The sequence below is a fragment of the Burkholderia sp. 10_S31 genome (assembly GCF_056930375.1).
The window spans coordinates 2823298-2842523 of the sequence record NZ_JBXOWK010000003.1; the positions used below are offsets into that span (position 1 = coordinate 2823298).

18 protein-coding genes are annotated in these 19226 nt (G+C 68.8%); 5 read left to right on the top strand and 13 right to left on the bottom strand.

The features are described 5' to 3' along the window. Positions 1-8: 8 nt before the first annotated feature. Positions 9-1223: an efflux RND transporter periplasmic adaptor subunit gene (locus AC1Z3W_RS33285; RefSeq protein WP_175825045.1), complete on the bottom strand. Its 1215-nt coding sequence runs from the start codon at positions 1221-1223 to the stop codon at positions 9-11. Positions 1224-1621: 398 nt separating this feature from the next. Between AC1Z3W_RS33285 and AC1Z3W_RS33290 the strand changes: the two genes are divergently transcribed. Continuing rightward, positions 1622-2263: a TetR family transcriptional regulator gene (locus AC1Z3W_RS33290; RefSeq protein WP_057929297.1), complete on the top strand. Its 642-nt coding sequence runs from the start codon at positions 1622-1624 to the stop codon at positions 2261-2263. A gap of 118 nt (positions 2264-2381) precedes the next feature. On the opposite strand, the gene AC1Z3W_RS33295 is transcribed toward AC1Z3W_RS33290, so the two are convergent. Next, positions 2382-3035, bottom strand: a complete 654-nt coding sequence (locus tag AC1Z3W_RS33295; protein WP_057929298.1) for a cysteine hydrolase family protein — start codon at positions 3033-3035, stop codon at positions 2382-2384. Positions 3036-3185: 150 nt separating this feature from the next. On the opposite strand from AC1Z3W_RS33295, the gene AC1Z3W_RS33300 reads away from it, so the two are divergent. Then, the gene (locus tag AC1Z3W_RS33300) at positions 3186-4190 is read left to right on the top strand and encodes a helix-turn-helix domain-containing protein (protein ID WP_483509334.1); all 1005 of its coding nucleotides are present in this window, start codon (positions 3186-3188) and stop codon (positions 4188-4190) included. Positions 4191-4244: 54 nt separating this feature from the next. On the opposite strand, the gene AC1Z3W_RS33305 is transcribed toward AC1Z3W_RS33300, so the two are convergent. The 6 genes from AC1Z3W_RS33305 to AC1Z3W_RS33330 form a co-directional block, all read right to left on the bottom strand. Continuing rightward, entirely contained in the window at positions 4245-4955 is a 711-nt protein-coding gene (locus tag AC1Z3W_RS33305; protein WP_124833671.1) for an SRPBCC family protein, read from the bottom strand. Positions 4956-4983: 28 nt separating this feature from the next. Beyond that, positions 4984-5343: a DUF427 domain-containing protein gene (locus AC1Z3W_RS33310; protein WP_057929301.1), complete on the bottom strand. Its 360-nt coding sequence runs from the start codon at positions 5341-5343 to the stop codon at positions 4984-4986. Positions 5344-5480: 137 nt separating this feature from the next. Continuing rightward, on the bottom strand, positions 5481-5918 hold the full coding sequence (locus AC1Z3W_RS33315; RefSeq protein WP_057929302.1) for a carboxypeptidase-like regulatory domain-containing protein: 438 nt from the start codon (positions 5916-5918) through the stop codon (positions 5481-5483). A gap of 94 nt (positions 5919-6012) precedes the next feature. Further along, complete coding sequence (locus tag AC1Z3W_RS33320; RefSeq protein ID WP_057929303.1) at positions 6013-7497, bottom strand: DegQ family serine endoprotease; 1485 nt, start codon at positions 7495-7497, stop codon at positions 6013-6015. 111 nt (positions 7498-7608) lie between these two features. Beyond that, a complete protein-coding gene (locus AC1Z3W_RS33325; RefSeq protein ID WP_057929304.1) occupies positions 7609-8955 on the bottom strand; it encodes an ATP-binding protein in 1347 nt (448 codons plus the stop codon). 3 nt (positions 8956-8958) lie between these two features. After that, on the bottom strand, positions 8959-9621 hold the full coding sequence (locus AC1Z3W_RS33330) for a response regulator (protein WP_057929305.1): 663 nt from the start codon (positions 9619-9621) through the stop codon (positions 8959-8961). A 181-nt stretch (positions 9622-9802) separates the two neighbouring features. Between AC1Z3W_RS33330 and dacB the strand changes: the two genes are divergently transcribed. The 3 genes from dacB (at position 9803) to AC1Z3W_RS33345 (ending at position 13839) form a co-directional block, all read left to right on the top strand. After that, positions 9803-11338 carry a D-alanyl-D-alanine carboxypeptidase/D-alanyl-D-alanine endopeptidase gene (gene dacB / locus AC1Z3W_RS33335; RefSeq protein ID WP_483509335.1) on the top strand — a complete coding sequence of 512 codons (1536 nt, stop codon included), beginning with the start codon at positions 9803-9805 and terminating at the stop codon, positions 11336-11338. 355 nt (positions 11339-11693) lie between these two features. Next, entirely contained in the window at positions 11694-12608 is a 915-nt protein-coding gene (locus AC1Z3W_RS33340) for a sterol desaturase family protein (RefSeq protein ID WP_124833670.1), read from the top strand. A gap of 94 nt (positions 12609-12702) precedes the next feature. Beyond that, positions 12703-13839 (top strand): SGNH/GDSL hydrolase family protein, encoded by a 1137-nt coding sequence (locus tag AC1Z3W_RS33345; protein WP_057929308.1) that lies wholly within the window; start codon positions 12703-12705, stop codon positions 13837-13839. Between the two features lie 84 nt (positions 13840-13923). On the opposite strand, the gene AC1Z3W_RS33350 is transcribed toward AC1Z3W_RS33345, so the two are convergent. From AC1Z3W_RS33350 to fba, 5 genes are all read right to left on the bottom strand, one after another. After that, positions 13924-14952, bottom strand: coding sequence for an L-threonylcarbamoyladenylate synthase (locus AC1Z3W_RS33350; RefSeq protein ID WP_483509336.1), 1029 nt, complete (start codon positions 14950-14952; stop codon positions 13924-13926). An 11-nt stretch (positions 14953-14963) separates the two neighbouring features. After that, positions 14964-16160 carry a 5-(carboxyamino)imidazole ribonucleotide synthase gene (locus tag AC1Z3W_RS33355; protein WP_124833667.1) on the bottom strand — a complete coding sequence of 399 codons (1197 nt, stop codon included), beginning with the start codon at positions 16158-16160 and terminating at the stop codon, positions 14964-14966. An 87-nt stretch (positions 16161-16247) separates the two neighbouring features. After that, positions 16248-16769 (bottom strand): 5-(carboxyamino)imidazole ribonucleotide mutase, encoded by a 522-nt coding sequence (gene purE / locus AC1Z3W_RS33360; RefSeq protein WP_012364611.1) that lies wholly within the window; start codon positions 16767-16769, stop codon positions 16248-16250. A 15-nt stretch (positions 16770-16784) separates the two neighbouring features. Then, positions 16785-17675, bottom strand: coding sequence for a phosphoribosylaminoimidazolesuccinocarboxamide synthase (locus AC1Z3W_RS33365; RefSeq protein ID WP_057929311.1), 891 nt, complete (start codon positions 17673-17675; stop codon positions 16785-16787). Positions 17676-17906: 231 nt separating this feature from the next. Continuing rightward, positions 17907-18971, bottom strand: a complete 1065-nt coding sequence (gene fba / locus AC1Z3W_RS33370; protein WP_057929312.1) for a class II fructose-bisphosphate aldolase — start codon at positions 18969-18971, stop codon at positions 17907-17909. Positions 18972-19226: the final 255 nt, after the last annotated feature.

Genomic DNA, 19226 nt, shown 5'->3' on the forward strand with positions numbered 1-19226 from the left:
GCTCCCTGTTATTGCGCGCTCGAAGCAGCGGCGGCACTCGCCGGCGCTGCGCCCGATGCGGCGGCACCCGATGCGGCATTGGCGGCCGGCAGCTGCGCCGCGACCGACTTCACGGTCGCGCCCGGACGAACCTTGTCGACGCCCTGCACGACCACGCGGTCGCCCGCCTGCAGGCCACCTTCGACGACCCAGTTCTGACCCTGCATGCCGGTCGTCTTCAGCGGACGCGGCTCGACCTTGTTGCTCGCGTTCACGACCATCGCGATCGCCTGGCCCTTCTGGTCATGCGTGACGCCGATCTGCGGCACCAGGAACGCGTTCTCGTTCACGCCTTCCTCGATCCGTGCGCGCACGAACATCCCCGGCAGCAGCACGCGGCCCGGGTTCGGGAACACCGCGCGGATCGTCACCGAGCCGGTGGTCTGGTCGACCGTCACGTCCGAGAACTGCAGCTTGCCGGCGTCCGAATAGGTCTTGCCGTCTTCGAGGATCAGCGACACCTTCGCCGCGCCCGGGCCGCTCGTCTTCAGGCGGCCGCTCTGCACGTCCTGGCGCAGCTTGAGCCCGTCGAGGCTCGACTGCGTGAGGTCGACGTAGACCGGATCGAGCTGCTGCACCGTCGACATCAGCGTTGCCTGGCTCGCCTGCACGTAGGCGCCCGGCGTCACTTGCGAAATGCCGACGCGGCCGGTGATCGGCGACACGACGTCCGTATAGCCGAGGTTGATCTGCGCGGTGTCGACCGCTGCCTTGCCGGCCGCGACATCCGCCGCGGCCTGCCCTTGAGTGGCCACCGCGTTGTCGTAGTCCTGCTTGCTGACCGCGTTCGCGGCCACCAGCACCTTGTAGCGCGCGAGCAGCGCGTTCTGCGTGGCGAGGTTCGCCTGCGCCTTCGCGAGCGTCGCCTTCGCGCTGTTCAGGGCGGCGACGTACGGCGCCGGGTCGATCTTGTAGAGGCGCTGGCCGGCCTTGACGTCGCTGCCTTCGGTGAATTCACGGCGCAGCACGATGCCGTCGACCCGTGCGCGGACCTGCGCGACCAGGAACGCGCTGGTGCGGCCCGGCAGTTCGGTGAAGACCGCTACGGATTGCGGCTGGACGGTGACGACGCCGACTTCCGGCGTTTGCGGCGGCGGTGCCGATTCTTTTTTCCCGCACGCGGCCAGGAAAACGGCGGCCGTCGCGACAGTGAGTAAGCGGTATGGAACCCGTTCGACGCGCATGGAGCGACCTCTGTGTATAACCATTGGAATGAGTGCGGCGCCCGAACGGAGCGCCACACGGATGCGCCTCGCGGCGCAGATCGAACACCTGAATTGCTGGACTACTGGATACAGCAAGTCGGCACGAGACCTCCATGCCGACGAGATGCCGCGAACTGCGGACTGGTACTTTGGCGGGAATCAGCAGAGTGGGATATTAACTGATTGCCACTTTGGCCATTCGATCGTAGGGTGGTATTGTATATACATTCACGAATGTATGTAAAAAGCCCGCTCGCCCGCCGCCGACCGTCAAGTCTTACGAATTATTACCAGTCGCAAGCATAGCGACTCCTCGCAACGGCGACGAGGGTTACAGACCCTATATTCACCTACGATCGATCCATTCAGGCCTGCACATGGTCAGACGCACCAAGGAGGAGGCACTCGAGACGCGCAACCGCATTCTCGACGCTGCCGAACACGTGTTCTTCGAGAAGGGCGTGTCGCACACGTCGCTCGCGGACATCGCCCAGCACGCCGGCGTGACGCGCGGCGCGATCTACTGGCATTTCGCGAACAAGAGCGAGCTGTTCGATGCGATGTTCGACCGCGTGTTCCTGCCGATCGACGAGCTCAAGCGAATGCCGCTCGATGCACCGGGCGGCAATCCGCTCGAGAAGATCCGCAAGATCCTGATCTGGTGCCTGCTCGGGGTGCAGCGCGACTCGCAGTTGCGGCGCGTGTTCAGCATCCTGTTCATGAAGTGCGAATACGTCGCGGACATGGAGCCGCTGCTGCAACGCAACCGCGCGGGAATGAGCGAGGCGCTGCATGCGATCGATGCCGATCTCGCGGGCGCCGTGCGGCTCAAGCTGCTGCCCGAGCGGCTCGACACGTGGCGCGCGACGCTGATGCTGCACACGCTCGTCAGCGGCTTCGTGCGCGACATGCTGATGCTGCCCGACGAGATCGATGCCGAGCAGCATGCGGAACAGCTCGTCGACGGCTGCTTCGACATGATGCGCTACAGCCCGGCGATGCTGAAAACGGGCGACTGACCGGCGCTTCCCCTCACGGCGTGATGCGCGCCTTCATCGTCATCGGCTGCCGGGCGACCCGGCCCCGCATGGGCGGCAGCGCCGCTCCGCCCGGCAGCCCCTTCTCACTCCAGTTCGCTCAGGCCGCCTTCGCGCGCTGCGCGCGGGCCCGCCGGTTCGATGCGGCCACCGAATCGCGCTTCGGCATCGCCGCGCCGCCGAGTCCCGCGATCCAGGCATCGGTCGACATCACGGCCGCGAAATTCGACTGGAACACCACCGTGTACGCGCGGTGAATCTCTTCGGCACTCGCCGCACCCGCTTCGTTCTCGTACGGCAACGCGCCCGTCGCGTCCGCCAGGTACTCGACGGCGAGCCCCGCATGCGCCGCGTGATAGACCGTCGACGCATTGCAGTTGTGCGTCATGTAGCCGGCGACCGCGAGCGTGTCGATGCCGTGCGCATCGAGCCACGCGGCGAGATCGGTGCCGGCGAACGCGCTGGCCTGCGCCTTCACGATCAGGTGCGCATGGGGCCGGTCGGCGACGACCGGATGCAGCGCGACGCCGTCCGTGCCGGGCGCGAAGATCGGTGCACCAGCCGGCGCGACGTGCTGGACGACGATCACGGGCACGCCGGCCGCATGCGCGGCATCGATCGCGCGGCCGATGTTCGCGAGCGACGCGTCGACGCTCGGATACTCGATCGGCAGGTTGCCCGTCACGTATTCGTTCTGGACATCGATCACGATCAGGGCACGGCGGGCAGCGGCAGGCGATGCGGGGTTGGACATGGCAGGCTCCGGGTTCGGGTGCCGCCCCGCTCCGGAACGGGGCGGTCAGCAGCACGATGCGATGCATTGTCGGATCGCATCGCACCGGTGGACAGTGGCCCGATTGCCATTCTTCGATAGAATCGGGCCATCACCATTCCGGAGCCCGCCATGCGTGCCGCTGCGTCGTCCGTTGCCGTTGCCCCGACCGTCGTCGCCGTGATCGCGTACGACGGCATCAGCCCGTTCCACCTGTCGGTGCCGTCCGCCGTGTTCGGCAAGGAGCGCGATGCGGCCGCGACGCCCGCGTTCGATTTCCGCGTCTGTTCGGCCGAGCGCGGCCCGCTGTCGACCACCGGTGGCTTCGCGATCACCGCGCCGTACGGGCTCGACGCGCTCGACGACGCGGACATCGTCATCGTGCCGGCGTGGCGCGATCCCGACGAAACACCACCGGACGCGCTGGTCGACGCGGTACGCACGGCCGCCGCGCGCGGCGCGCAGGTCGTCGGCCTGTGCCTCGGCGCGTACGTGCTCGCCACGGCCGGGCTGCTCGACGGGCGTCCGGCCACGACGCACTGGGCGTGGGCCGACGACTTCGCGCGGCGTTTTCCGCGCGTGAAGCTCGACCCCGACGTGCTGTACGTCGACGACGGCAACCTGATGACGTCGGCCGGCACGGCCGCTGGGCTCGACTGCTGCCTGCACGTCGTGCGGCGCCGCTTCGGCTCGGAGGCCGCGAACCGGATCGCGCGCCGTCTCGTAATCCCGCCGCACCGCCAGGGCGGACAGGCGCAATACGTGCCGCAGCCGGTCGCCGCGCATCCGCGCGACGCACGGCTCGCGGGCCTGCTCGACTGGGTGCGCACGCATCTCGACGTCGCGCACAGTGTGGACTCTCTCGCCGAGCGCGTGCTGATGAGCCGGCGCACGTTCACGCGTCATTTCCGCCAGGCGACGGGCACGACCGTGACCGCGTGGCTGCAGGCCGAGCGGCTCACGCGCGCGCAGCATCTGCTGGAAACCACCGGACAATCGATCGACGCGATCGCGCAGGCGGCGGGCTACGGCTCGAGCGTGTCGCTGCGCCAGCATTTCGCGGGCGCGCTCGGCACGTCGCCGTCGGCGTATCGAAGGGAATTTCGCGGCGCCGGGCCCGACCCGCGGCGCCAGTGACCACCACGCCGCCGCAGGCGGTCGGCCGGGCAACGCGTTGGCGGACGCAGGCGCTCAGGCGCCGTTGATCCAGCGCGCCGCATACAGCAGCAGCGCGACGAACACGATGATCGCCGCCCACGCCCAGACGGGCAGCGGGCCGGATTCGCGATGATGGACGGCGCTCGCGGCGCGGCCGCTCAGCGCGCCGCCCAGGTGCGGCGGCAGCGGACGCTTCGCGGCAGCCATCAGCGACGCGGGCCGCAGGAACACATGCTGGCGACGCTGCGGATTCGAGCGCGCGCGGTTCGGCACGAGACCGTGCTTCGCCTGCACGACCGCGCAGAATTCGCGGAAGAAATCGTCGGTCCACTCGCGCAGCGCATTCTCGATCTGCCGCGCCGGCAGTTCGGCGAGCGGCCCGCTTGCCGTCGCCCACACCAGGTATTCGATGCGCGTCGCGGCTGCGTCGTCATCGTCCGGCAGCAGCACGAGGTCGACCTGCCCGCGCAGCGCGCCGAGGCCGTCGGCCCGCGCCTTGAAGCTGAGCACGCGGCGCGGCTGCCCTTCCGCGTCGCCCTGCTCGCTCGCCGAGTGCGCACGCACGTCGTAGCGCGCACGCAGCGGGCCGAGCGGGACCGTGATCGTCAGCGCGAACTCGCCGTGCGCGAGCTTCACGAACGATTCGCAGTGCTCGAAGCTCGCCCGCAGCAACGCGAGATCCTCGAATGCCTCCCGCACGACAGCCGGCGCGAGCGGTACGCGCAACGTGTCGTTCAGTTCCATGATGCCTCCCCGATGAACACGCGCCGCATCAGGACGTCTCGACGAGACTGTCGACCCGTGCGACATCGAAGGCGACGTAGTGCGCAAGCGCGGACGCGGTCTCCCCCGGTTCTTCGTAACTCCACGCGGCGTTCTCGATCACGCCGTCTTCGGTCTGCAAATCGAAATACACGGCCTGGCCCCGCAGCGGGCAGACCGTCGTGACGCTCGACTTCACGAGCCGGTGCATGTTGACGTCGCCGCGCGGCAGGTAATGGATGTCCGGCTGGCCCGTTTCGCGCACGGTCAGTGCGCCGTGCGAATCGGCATACGTGATGCCGCGATGGATCACGCGCACGCGATGGCGGTTCGGCACGATCTCGAGGCGAAGGTCGGCGGGATCGGACATCGTTTCTCCTCCGGGCGGCGGCCCCGGCAGGCAAGCCGGGCGCAGGAAACGAAAAAGCCACGGCACAGGTGCCGTGGCTTTCATTATGGGCGAAACTTCATCCGATTGCGCGCCCCGGGCAGGGCCCGCGCGATGCGCTACTGCGCACTCCACTGGAACGCGGCCTTCGTGCCGCCCTTCGCCCCGACCGTGACCGCGCGCGATTCATCACTGCCCTGGTACGACGCGTGGACAGTGTAGCGCCCCGGCGGCAGCTTCACGAGCATGTACGGCCCGCGTGCGTCCGTCTTCAGCAGCTCGGTGCCCTTGCCGTCAACGATCCGCACATGGACGTCGGCCAGGTATTCGCCGCCCTTGCCGGTGAAGCGCAGCGCCAGCGGCCACGCCGCTTCGTTTTGCTCGAATGCCGTCGATTGATCCTTGCCGATGCCGCCTGACACGTAGCTGACATCGCCCTGCTGGCTCGCCGCGGGCAAGCCGTCCGATTGCGCGTACGCGCCGGGCACGGCGGCCGCAAAGCCGGCGGCCAGCGCCGCGGCGACGGCAAATCGGGACACGTTGCGTAGATATTGCATGGCTCTCTCCTTTCGGGTCGGAACACAACACCACGAGGCCGAACGCCGGCGGCGCCCGCCAGGGCCGGCAAGGCCGGCCCGCAACGGCCGCCGGTCAGCTCAGGTCGACCGGCACGAAGATCTGTGCATTATCGCGCTGGATCAGTAGAGCAAGACTGTTGCCCGCTCCCTTGACCGCATCGCGCAACTGCTCGGGGCTCGTGACCGGGCGGCCGTTGACCGCGAGGATCACGTCGCCCGGCTGGATGCCCGCGCTCGCTGCCGGGCCGCCGGCCTGCTGCACGATCAGCCCGTGCGACAGGCTGGTCGCGCTGCGCTCCTGCGGCGTGAGCGGACGCACCGCGACGCCGAGGCGCCCCTGCTCGACGGGGCTGCCGTCGTTCGACGCCAGCTTCGCGTCGGCCATCGCGCCGAGCGTCACGCTGATCGACTTCTTCGACTTGTCGCGCCACACCTGCAGGTCAGCCTTCGAGCCCGGCTTCAGGTTCGCGATCTGCGCGGGCAGCGACGTGGAGTCGGCCACCGGCGAGCCGTTGACCGCCAGGATCACGTCGCCCGGCTGCAGGCCCGCCTTCGCGGCCGGGCCGTTCGGGTCGACCGAGCTGACGAGCGCGCCGTCCGGTTTCTGCAGACCGAACGAGCTCGCGAGCGTCTGGTTCAGCCCCTGCACGGCGACGCCGAGGCGGCCGCGGCTCACGTGGCCCGTCTTCACGAGCTCGTCCTTGACCTTGATCGCCTCGTTGATCGGGATCGCGAACGACAGGCCCTGGAAGCCGCCCGTCTGCGAGTAGATCATCGAGTTGATGCCGATCACCTCGCCCTGCAGGTTGAACAGCGGGCCGCCCGAGTTGCCGGGGTTCACCGGCACGTCGGTCTGGATGAACGGCGTGTAGTTCTCGTCGGGCAGCGCGCGCGATTTCGCGCTGATGATGCCGGACGTGACCGTGTTGTCGAAGCCGTACGGCGAGCCGATCGCGACGACCCACTGGCCGACCTTGCTCTGGCCCGGGTCGCCGATCTTCACGGTCGGCAGGCCGCTCGCGTCGATCTTCAGCACCGCGACGTCGGACTGCTTGTCGGAGCCGACGACCTTCGCCTTGTACTCGCGCTTGTCGGTCAGTTTGACCGTGACGACGTTCGCGCCGTCGATCACGTGTGCATTGGTGAGGATGTACCCGTCGGCGCTGACGATGAATCCCGAACCGAGGCTCGCGCTCGGCTGGTCGTCCGGCTGCGCGTCGCCGCCCATGCCCGGCACCTGGCCGTAGAAGTGCTTGAAGAACTGGTAGAACGGGTCGCTCGGATCCATCGGCAGCTGCGGCTGCTGCACCCGCCGCGACACCTGCTTCACGACGTGCTTCGCGCTGATGTTCACGACCGCCGGGCCGTAGGTTTCGACCAGCCCGGAGAAATCGGGAATGCCGGTCTTTGCCGCGGCCTCGGCCGGCATCAGCGCGGCGGCCTGCGCGGGCGTGATGATCTGCGGATCGGCGCGGCGGGTGCCCGCGACATAGCCGGCGGACAGGGCAGCTGCCACGGCGACCGCGACGGCGCCGCGCGCAAGGAATCGGGTGTTCATCGTAGGACCTCCTCTTTGTTAGGACGCAGCGTAACGACCCTGACTTAAAGGAGGCTTAATCGACCTTAAGCGGGGCTTAGGCCGCCGCCACGCCCGCTCGGGCGCCGTTCGTCATACGGATTCGGAGGCCTGCGGCGCCGGCGCCGGCATCTCGGCGTCGCGGAACACGACGCTCACGAGCAGGCCGCCCGCGGCCGCGTCGCCGAGCGTCACCGTCGCGCCCTGCTGCGCCGCCACGCGCTTGACGATCGCGAGGCCGAGCCCGCTGCCCGACACGTCGGCGCGCGAGCGCGCAGAGCTGTCGCGGTAGAAGCGGTCGAACACGCGCTCGCGCTCGTCGGCCGGGATGCCGGGCCCGCTGTCGCCGATCTGCACGCATGTGCGGCCAGCCGCGTCGCGCATCAGCGACACGTCGATGCGGCCGCCGTCGGGCGTGTACTTCACCGCGTTGTCGAGCAGGTTGCCGAACATCACGCGCAGCGCGCCGACGTCCGCGACGACGCTCGCCGCGCGCGTCTCCTCGAAGCCGAGATCGATGTGGTGCCGTTGCGCGAGCGGCGCATGCGCGGCCACGCATTCGACAAGCAGCGCCTGCAGGTCGACCGGCTCGCGCATCGTCGCGCCATCCGGTTCGGCGCGTGCAAGCGCGAGCAGTTGCTCCGTGAGACGCGTCGCACGCGACACGCCATCCTGGAGATCCGCGACCGCCTCGCGGCGCGATGCGTCGTCCTTCGCGCGGGCGACGAGCTGCGCCTGGATCTGCACGGCCGCGAGCGGCGTGCGCAGTTCGTGCGCGGCGTCGGCCACGAACGCCTTCTGCGTGTCGAGCGCGGCCGACAGCCGCGCGAGCAGCCCGTTCAGCGCGCGCACGAGCGGCTGCACCTCGAGCGGCAGGCGCGCATCGGGCAGCGGATCGAGCGCTTCCGGCCGGCGCGCCTCGACCGCGCGCGTCACGCGGCCGAGCGGTGCGAGCCCACGCCCGACGATCACCCACACGGCCGCGCCGAGGAACGGCAACAGCACGATCAGCGGCCACAGCGTGCGCAGCGCGACGTTCGCCGCGAGCCGGTTGCGCACCGACAGCGGCTGCGCGAGCTGCACGACGTTGTCGCCGACGATCGCGCCGTACACGCGCCATTCGCCGCGATCGGTGCGCTCGGTCGAGAAGCCGAGTTCCGCGCGCGGCGCGATCGGCGCACGCGGATGCGAGAAGTACATCAGCACGCCGTTGCGATTCCAGATCTGGATCACGATGCCTTCGTCGCCATTGGTGCGCGAGCCGAACACCTGCGAGAACGGCTCGGACGGCAACGCCGCCGCGATTTCCTGCAGTTGGTAGTCGAACAGCTCGTTCGCTTCGGCGAGCGCCTGCCGGTAGATGAGCCAGCCCGCGATGCCCACGCCCGCGACGACGATCGCAAGCAGCCAGATCAGCAATTGATGACGAATCGACCTCACGCGTCAGCTTTCCTTGACGACCATGTAGCCGAGACCGCGCACGTTGCGAATCAGGTCGGAGCCGAGCTTCTTGCGCAACGCGTGGATGTAGACCTCGACCGTGTTGCTGCCGATCTCCTCGCCCCAGCCGTACATCTTCTCCTCGAGCTGGCTCTTCGACAGCACCGCGCCGGGCCGCGCGAGCAGCGCCTCGAGCAGCGCGAACTCGCGCGCGGACAGCGCGACGGGCGCGCCGTCGAGCGTCACCTGGTGTGCCGCGGGATCGAGCGTGAGCGCGCCGTGGCGGATCAGCGACTCGCTGCGCCCCGCCTGGCGGCGGATCAGCGCGCGCATCCGCGCGCCCAGTTCGTCGAGGTCGAACGGCTTGACGAGGTAGTCGTCGGCGCCCGCGTCGAGGCCCTTCACGCGGTCGGCGACCGCATCGCGTGCGGTGACGATCAGCACCGGCAGCGACAGCCCGCGCGCGCGCAGCGTGCGCAGCACGTCGATGCCGTCGCGCTTCGGCAGGCCGAGATCGAGCAGCAGCAGGTCGTACGCCTCGCCGCCGAGCGCCGTGAGCGCCGCGTCGCCGTCCTGCACCCAGTCGACCGCGAAGCCGTCGGCGCGCAACGCCTTGCGCACGCCCTCGGCAATCATTCGATCGTCTTCAACAAGCAGAATCCGCATCGGAACTGGAACCCATGGGCGAGTAAAACATGGCGACCATTGTAGCGCCGCGAATCGCATGTGCCCCCTGCAATGCAACAGAAAGGCGGATTGCAAGGGGCGTGTCCGCACTTGTCTCTACAATGTGCGCTCCGGCGCCGCTAGCGCCCTGCCCGAACCCGTGCTTTTCCCGTATTCGCCCATGCCGATTTCCGCTCTTTCCGCCCGGTTCGCGCCGCGCGCCCGTCTCTGCCTGCGCGCGGCCGCCGTCGTCGCCACCTGCACGGCCCTTGCGTTCGCACCGTCCGCGCAGGCCCGCAAGAAGCCTCACAAGGAAGCGCGCAAGACCGCCGTCGTGTCGCCGGCCGCGCGCGCGGCCGGCCTGCCGGCGTCCGTGCTCGTCGCGCTGCAGCGCGCGAAGGTACCGGCATCGGCGATGAGCGTCGTCGTCGAACGCGTCGGCGATCCCGAACCGCTGATCGCATGGAACGCGAGCCGGCCGATGTTGCCGGCGTCGACGATGAAGCTCGTCACGACCTTCTCGGGCCTGTCGATCCTCGGCCCCGACTTCCGCTGGCGCACCACCGCGTATTCGGACGGCTCGATCGATCCGGACGGCACGCTGCAGGGCAACCTGTACATCAAGGGCACCGGCGATCCGAAGCTCGTGCCCGAGGAACTGATCGACCTCGTCGACAAGCTCCGCAAGGCGGGCGTCAAGCGCGTGGCCGGCGGCCTCGTGCTCGACAAAAGCTATTTTGCCGCGTCGACGCGCGACCTGCCGTCGTTTGACGACGACGTGAGCGCACCGTACAACGTCGGCCCCGATCCGCTGCTGTACGCGTTCAAGGCCGTGTCGTTCACGGTCACGCCGGGTAACGACGGCAAGGTCGCCGTCGACGTGCTGCCGCCGCTCGCGAACCTGTCGATCGACAATCAGCTGTACGAAGGTAGCGGATCGTGCGGCGCGGCCGCCACGGCCGCGCGTCCGACGCTGTCGGCCGGCGGCGGCGGCATCATGACCGCGTCGTTCGCCGGCGACTATCCGCTGCGCTGCGGCGCGCACACGACCAACCTCGCGATCCTCGATCACACGGCGTTCTTCGCGCGCGGCTTCCTCGCGCTGTGGCAGCAGGACGGCGGCACGATCGCGGGACCGGTCAGCGAAGGCAAAGTGCCGACCACCGCGCGCCCGCTGGCCGTCCATCACAGCCCCGTGCTCGGCAGCATCGTCTACGACATCAACAAGTTCAGCAACAACGTGATGGCGCGCAACCTGTTCCTGACGATCGGCGCGGTCGCCGGCAAGCCGCCCGCCACCCCCGAGCAGTCGAGCCGCGCGATTCACGCGTTCCTGCAGAAGAGCGGGATCGCGATGCCCGACCTCGAGCTCGAGAACGGCTCGGGGCTGTCGCGCGACGAGCACGTGAGCGCGCTGTCGCTCGCCGCGCTGCTGCAGGCCGCGAACGCGAGCCCCGTCGCACAGGCGTTCGTCGATTCGCTGCCGATCGCCGGCATCGACGGCACGATGAAGAACCGCCTGACCAACGCCGGCGTGCTCGGCAACGCGCACATCAAGACCGGCACGCTGCGCGACGTGCGCGCGATCGCGGGCTACGTCGCGGGTGCCGACGGGCAGAGCTACATCGTCGTCAGCTTCATCAACGACGATCACGCGGAAGCCGCGCGCGCCGCGCACGACACGCTGCTCGAATGGGTCTACGCGGGCGCGCGCTGACGACGCACGCACCGCGACGCGGCGCACCCGTGCCCCGCGACCGGCTTGCGTCGAGCGCGGGGCGATACCGGCTTTCGAAGCCCGCGGCCCCCGGGACTTCGCCCGTCGCGGTTTGAAACGGCCTCGGCCGGCGGCACGCCGCGCACCGCCGGCCCATCCTGCCCACAAAAAAGGGGCCACACCGCACGGCCCCGTTGCGCATGGTTTCCGTAGAAACCCTGTCCTCAGAGGGAACCCTCTACGCTGCCCCCTCGCCTAGCGCGTTGCGATTGCGTAGGCTGTTGGCCTGACCGATATCTACAACGGGCCATGCGCCCGGCCTCACGGCTTGCAGGGGAAAGGAGGAGACACGTCCATGCGATTCGACGTCGAATTGCTTCTGCTCGCGCTGGCGCCCGTCTTCCTGCTGTGCATCGCGTGGGAGGCCTGGCACCTCGCCCGCACGCGTGCGCAGGACCCTGTCTATGCGTGGCGCGACACGCTGTGCAATGCGGTGCTCGCGCTGATGCACCAGGGCGCCGACAAGCTCGCGTGGCTGTTCGTGATCCCCGTTTATGCGTACTGCTACGCACATTTTCGGTTGTTCACGTGGCACGACGGCTGGCTGTCGTTCGTCGTGCTGTTCGTCGGCCAGGATTTCCTCTACTACGTGTTCCATCGCGCGAGCCATCGCGTGCGCTGGCTGTGGGCCGCGCACGTCGTGCACCACTCGTCCGAGCGGATGAATTTCTCGACCGCGTTCCGGCAGAGCCTGATGTATCCGGTCGCGGGCATGTGGGCGTTCTGGCTGCCGCTCGCGTTCCTCGGCTTTCCGCCGCAGCAGATCGTCGGCGTCGTGCTGATCAATCTCGCGTTCCAGTTCTTCGTGCACACGCAGGCGATCGGCAAGCTCGGCTGGCTCGAATACGTGCTCAACACGCCGTCGATCCATCGCGCGCATCATGCACGCAACCCGCGCTACATCGACCGCAATTACGCAGGTGTACTGGTGATCTGGGACCGCCTGTTCGGCAGCTACGTCGAGGAGTCGCCCGACGATCCGCCGCAATACGGAATCGTCGAGCCGCTCGGCTCGAACAACCCGCTCGTCGCGACGTTTCACGAGTGGGCGTCGATGGCGGCCGACGCGCTGCGCGTCGACGGATGGCGCAACAAGCTGCGCGCGATTTTCGGCCCGCCCGAATGGGCGAGCGCTTATCATGCGCAGATCGCCGAGGCCGCAAACCACGATCCGCGCACCACGCCGCTCGCGGCCGTGCGCGACCAATAACCGCTTCAGCCAACGGCCGCCGTGCAGCCTGAACCTGAGCGGGCACACGGCAGATGCACAACACATCGGGCCATATCTACGAGGAGATCCATCGATGCAGTCACGACAATCCACTCCGTCGCGCAACCGTCAACGCCTGCTGCGCACCGCGCAGGTCGCAATCGCGGGCGCCGCGCTCGCCCTGCTCGCCGCGTGCGGCGGCGGTGACGACAACAACAACAGCGCGTCGAACACGCCGCCGTCCGGCGTGAAAATGCAGATCGTGTCGTTCGGCGACAGCCTGTCAGACGTCGGTACCTACTCGCAGATCAAGCTCGGCTTCGGCGGCGGCCGCTTCACGACCAACCCCGGTCAGGTGTGGACGCAGGACGTCGCGCAGTACTACGGCGACACGCTGCAGCCCGCGAACCAGGGCGGCTTCGGCGTCCCGCTGCAGGCCACGGGCGGCCTCGGCTACGCACAGGGCGGCTCGCGCGTGACGCTGCAGCCGGGCATCGGCCACGCGGCGTCGAGCGTGCCAAACCCCGACTACGCGCAGGCAACCACGACGCCGATCGCCGACCAGGTCAAGCAGTACCTGTCGCAGCACGGCAGCTTCAACGCCGGCCAGATCGTGCTGATCAACGGCGGCGCGAACGACATCTTCTATCAGGCACAGGTCGCGCAGGCGCAAGGCAACACGCCGGCCGCGCAGCTCGCGGCCGCGCAGGCGATCGGCCTCGCCGCTCAGCAGCTCGGCGGCATCGTCCAGCAGATCGTCGCGGCCGGTGCGTCGCACGTGTTCGTCGCGAACGTGCCGGACATCGGCAGCACGCCGCTCGCGCTGCAGGGCGGCACGCAGGCCGCGTTCACGCAGCTGTCGGGGCTCTTCAACCAGGCGCTGGTCGGCACGCTCGTTGCACTGAAGGTCGACACGACGAAGTACGCGATGCTCGATTCGTTCAAGTGGCAGGACGGCATCGCGGCGAACTACCAGGCGAACGGCTTCAGCGTGTCGAACACCGACACCGCGTGCAACCTGAAGGCGATGGTCGCGGCCGCGACCCAGTACGGCGTCGCGGATGCAACCGCCTTCGGCTCGTCGCTGTTCTGTTCGCCGCAGACCTACACGACCGCCAACGCGGACCAGACCTACATGTTCGCCGACACGGTCCACCCGACGACGCGCCTGCACGCGCTGTTCGCGCAATACGCCGAGCAGCAGATCGCGGCATCGGGCGTCGGCAAGTAAGCGGCCCGCCACGCGCGCAAACGAAAACGCCCGACCGGTTCGCCGGTCGGGCGTTTTTTGTTCCGGACGATGCGAAACGCTGCGTCAGTCGCGCGCTTCGAACGCCGCGGCCGCACGACCGAGACGATCGTTGACCGCGATCCACTCGACGGTCTCGGGCAGCTTCTCCACGAGGATGCGTGCGACCTGCGCGCGGTCGAGCGCGCGCAGCATGCCGTACAGGTCGCGCGCATACGCCTGTGGATCTTCGGGCGCCGCGACGAAATGCACGCCGTCGGCCTGTGCCCAGCGTCCCGCGCGCGACGCGCGTGCGACGAGCGCAACGCGTTCGCCATCGGTCTGCGCGGCCGCGAGCAGCGGCTCGAGCGCCTCGAACGGCAGCAGCGCGAGCGGCGTGCGCGGCGCGTAATGCGCCTTCAGCGTGCCGGACGCGCGCGGCGCGGTCGCGTCGCTGCCGTCGGGCAGGCACGGCGCGCGGCCGAGCACGTCGGCGATCTGCTGCGGCGTCACGTGGCCCGGGCGCAGCAGCGCCGGGAAGCCGCGCGACAGGTCGAGGATCGTCGATTCGATGCCGACTTCGGACGGACCGCCGTCGAGCACGTGAACCGTGTCGCCGAATTCGTCGCGCACGTGCTGTGCGGTGGTCGGGCTCACGTGGCCGAAGCGGTTCGCGGACGGCGCGGCGACACCGCCGTGACCGCCGCGCCGCGCGCTGAACGCGGCCAGCAGCGCCTGCGCGACCGGATGCGACGGGCAGCGCAGGCCGACCGAATCCTGGCCGCCGCTCACGGCGTCCGGGATGCGCGCATGGCGTTTCAGGATCAGCGTGAGCGGGCCCGGCCAGAACGCATCGATCAACGCCTTCGCATCGGCCGGCAGGTCGTCGACCCAGTAGCCCGGATCACCGCCGGGCGGCAGATGCACGATTACCGGATGGTTCGCCGGGCGCCCTTTCGCCGCGTAGATGCGCGCGACGGCTTCGGGATTCGCCGCGTCGCCGCCGAGCCCGTAGACGGTTTCGGTCGGGAATGCGACGAGCTGCCCCGCGTCGAGCAGCGCGGCAGCCGCGTCGATCTGCGCGGGCGTCACGGCGTGCGGGAGATCGATGGACATCGGCCGGCGCCTCAGTCGATCGCCACGCGCAGCAGCTGCGCGCACGCGGTGGCGGCGGCGACGGCCTCGTCGCGCGTCTCGGCCGTGAAGTTCACGTGGCCCATCTTGCGGCCGACGCGCGCTTCTTCCTTGCCGTACAGATGCAGGTGCGCGGCCGGCATCGCGGCGACCGTGTCCCACGGCGGCGTGACGGCTTCGGCCGCGCCGCCGTTCGGGAACCACACGTCGCCGAGGATGTTCAGCATCGCGGCCGGCGAATGCTGGCGCGGGTTGCCGAGCGGCATGCGCGTCATCGCGCGCACCTGCTGCTCGAACTGGCTCGTTGCGCACGCATCGACCGTGTAGTGGCCGGAGTTGTGCGGGCGCGGCGCCATTTCGTTCGCAACGAACGAGCCGTCTTCCAGCACGAAGAATTCGACGCACAGCACGCCGACGTAGCCGAGCGTATCGGCGATCCGGACGGCCGCCTGCTGCGCCTCTTCGACACGCGCGGCATCGGCGGCCGGCGCCGGCACGACGGTCAGCGCGAGGATGCCGTTGTGATGCACGTTCTGCGCGAGCGGGAATGCGGCCGAGCGGCCGTCCGCGCCGCGCGCGATCAGCGCGGACACTTCGTATTTGAGCGGCAGGCGCTTTTCGAGCACGCACGGCACGCCGCCGAGCGCCGCATGCGCGTCGCGCGCTTCCTGCACGGTGCCCACGCGCACCTGGCCCTTGCCGTCGTAGCCGAGGCGCGCCGTCTTCAGGATGCCCGGCAGCACCGCGCCGAGCGCGGCATCGTCGAGCGCGGCGAGTGCCGCCGCCGATTCGATCACGACGTGCGGCGCGACCGGCACGCCGGAGGCCTCGATGAAACGCTTCTCCGCGATCCGGTCCTGCGCGACCGCGACGCAGCGGCCGGCCGGCGCGACGAACGTCGTGCGCGCGAGGAAATCGAGGCTCGCGGCCGGCACGTTCTCGAACTCCGTCGACACGGCATCGCACAGGTCGGCCAGTTCGGCGAGCGCGGCTTCGTCGTCGTAGGCCGCGCGCAGGTGGCGGTCGGCGACCGCGCCGGCGGGGCTCGTCGGGTCGGGATCAAGCACGGCGACGCGATAGCCCATCGACTGGGCGGCAAAGCAGAACATGCGGCCGAGCTGGCCACCGCCGACCATGCCCAGCCACGCGCCGGGCAGGATCGGGGAAACGGAATCAGGAGTTGCGGTCATGTCAGTGATCGGTCGCGGCGGGCGCTGCCCGCCGCAGTGGGGAGGTCGGGTGGCCGCTGGAATGGCAGTGCGGCCGCCGGTGCGCCGTCAAGCCAGCGGCGGCAGCACCATCGCGTGCGCGGCTTCGTTCTGACGCACGCGGAACGCGGCGAGCCGGTTCGCATAGTCGACCGACGTGCCGGACAGGATCGACACCGCGAACAGCGCGGCATTCGCGGCGCCGGCCTCGCCGATCGCGAACGTCGCGACCGGCACGCCCTTCGGCATCTGCACGATCGAGTGCAGCGAATCGACGCCCTTCAGGTACTTGCTCGCGACCGGCACGCCGAGCACCGGCACCGTGGTTTTCGCGGCCAGCATGCCGGGCAGGTGCGCGGCACCGCCGGCGCCCGCGATGATCGCGCGCAGCCCGCGCTCGCGCGCCTTCTCCGCATAGTCGAACATCTCGTCGGGCATCCGGTGCGCGGACACGACCTTCGCTTCGTACGGCACGCCGAATTCCTGCAGGATCGCGACCGCGTTCTTCATCACGTCCCAGTCGGAACTCGAACCCATCAGCACGCCGACGAGCGGCGCGCTGTGCGTGTGGGCAGTCTGGACTTCACTCATTTCGTGCGTTCTCTCTCAGGCAAGCGGCTGGCCGGTGATGCGCTCGAGCGCTTCCTGGTACTTCGCGGCCGTCTTCTCGACGACGTCGGCCGGCAGCGCCGGTGCCGGCGCGGTCTTGCCCCACGGCTGCGCCTCGAGCCAGTCGCGCACGAACTGCTTGTCGAACGACGGCGGGTTGGTGCCGACTTCGTACTGGTCTGCCGGCCAGAAGCGCGACGAATCGGCCGTCAGCACTTCGTCCATCAGGTACAACTTGCCGTGGTTGTCGAGGCCGAATTCGAACTTCGTGTCGGCGATGATGATGCCGCGCGTCGCCGCGTAGTCGGCCGCTTCCTTGTACAGCTTGATCGAGATGTCGCGAATCGTCGCGGCCAGCTCGGTGCCGATGCGGCGCTCGGTTTCCTCGAACGTGATGTTCTCGTCGTGCTCGCCGAGCTCGGCCTTCGCGGCCGGCGTGAAGATCGGCTCGGGCAGCTTCTGCGCGTTCTGCAGGCCTTCCGGCAGCTGCACGCCGCACACGGCGCCCGATGCCTGGTATTCCTTCCAGCCGCTGCCGGCCAGGTAGCCGCGCACGACCGCTTCGATCATGATCGGCTCGAGGCGCTTGACGACCGCGGCGCGGCCCTTGACCTGCTCGACCTCGTCGGCCGCGACGACCGCTTCAGGCGCGTCGCCCGTCAGGTGGTTCGGCACGATGTGCGCGAGCTTGTCGAACCAGAAGTTCGCCATCTGGTTCAGCACGCGGCCCTTGTTCGGAATCGGCTCGCCCATGATCACGTCGAATGCCGACAGGCGATCGGTCGTGACGATCAGGAGCTTGTCGTTGCCGACCGCGTAGTTGTCGCGGACCTTGCCGCGACCGAGGAGCGGCAGCGAGCGGAGCGTGGATTCGTAAAGGGTAGACATCGTCTTTTCGCAGATAAGGAGCCAAACAAAAAGGGAAACGCCGTTCCCCGCGGCAGGCGGGAACGGCGGTCTTGCAATGCGTCGGCGAACCGCTGGGAGATCACGCCCGTCGGTTGCCGGCCGGCCCTCGTTCGGCCGGACGGAACGGCTGCCGAAGCCGGATCCGATCCGGCCCCAAGGCAGTCAGCCCCGGCCCGGCGCGAAACCGGGCGGGGCAATCGTACTACAGTCTCAGCGCACGACCTGTGCGAGCGCGCCGGACTTGTACTGTTCGGCGATCTTGTCGAGCGACACCGGCTTGATTTTCGCGGCCTGGCCTTCGCAGCCGAACGCGAGGAAGCGGTCGACGCAGACCTTCTTCGCCGCTTCGCGCGCGGGCTTCAGGTAGTCGCGCGGATCGAACTTGCCCGGGTTCTCGAACAGGTAGCGGCGGATCGCGCCGGTGATCGCGAGACGCAGGTCGGTATCGATGTTGATCTTGCGCACGCCGTGCTTGATGCCTTCCTGGATTTCCTCGACCGGCACGCCGTAGGTTTCCTTCATGTCGCCGCCGAATTCGCGGATCTCGGCCAGCAGTTCCTGCGGCACCGACGACGAACCGTGCATCACCAGGTGCGTGTTCGGGATGCGTGCGTGGATTTCCTTGATGCGCTGGATCGACAGGATGTCGCCCGTCGGCTTCTTCGAGAACTTGTACGCGCCGTGCGACGTGCCGATCGCGATCGCGAGCGCGTCACACTGCGTGAGTTTCACGAAGTCGGCGGCCTGCTCCGGATCGGTCAACAGCTGCTCGCGGGTCATCGTGCCTTCCGCGCCGTGGCCGTCTTCCTTGTCGCCCTTCATCGTCTCGAGCGAGCCGAGCACGCCGAGTTCGGCTTCGACCGTCACGCCGATCGAGTGCGCCATCTCGACGACCTTGCGCGACACGTCGACGTTGTATTCGTACGAGGCGACCGTCTTGCCGTCGGCTTCGAGCGAACCGTCCATCATCACGCTGGTGAAGCCGCTGCGGATCGCGCCCATGCAGACCGCCGGCGACTGGCCGTGGTCCTGGTGCATCACGACCGGGATGTGCGGATACGACTCGACCGCCGCTTCGATCAGGTGGCGCAGGAACGGCTCGCCTGCGTACTTACGCGCGCCGGCCGATGCCTGCATGATCACGGGCGCGCCGACCTGATCCGCCGCCGCCATGATCGCCTGGACCTGCTCCAGGTTGTTCACGTTGAAGGCCGGCAGGCCGTAACCGTGCTCTGCCGCGTGGTCCAGCAATTGACGCATTGATACGAGAGGCATTGTGGAACTCCTTGGAATGAAAACCGGTGCGCCCTGACGCCGGCGCGGCGCTCACCCCCCGTCGAAGCCGGGGCGGCACGGACACGGCGCGGCTGGGCGTCGAATAGCCGCATTTTATCGCGAAGCGCCTCCGATTCCGACCGCCCGGTGGCGCGTACTCGCAATTTGTTACCTTCGCACGGCACAATCCGGGCAAAAAACAGAAAAAAAGCCGCGCGGGGCATCAGACCCCACGCGGCTTTCATCTGAAAAACG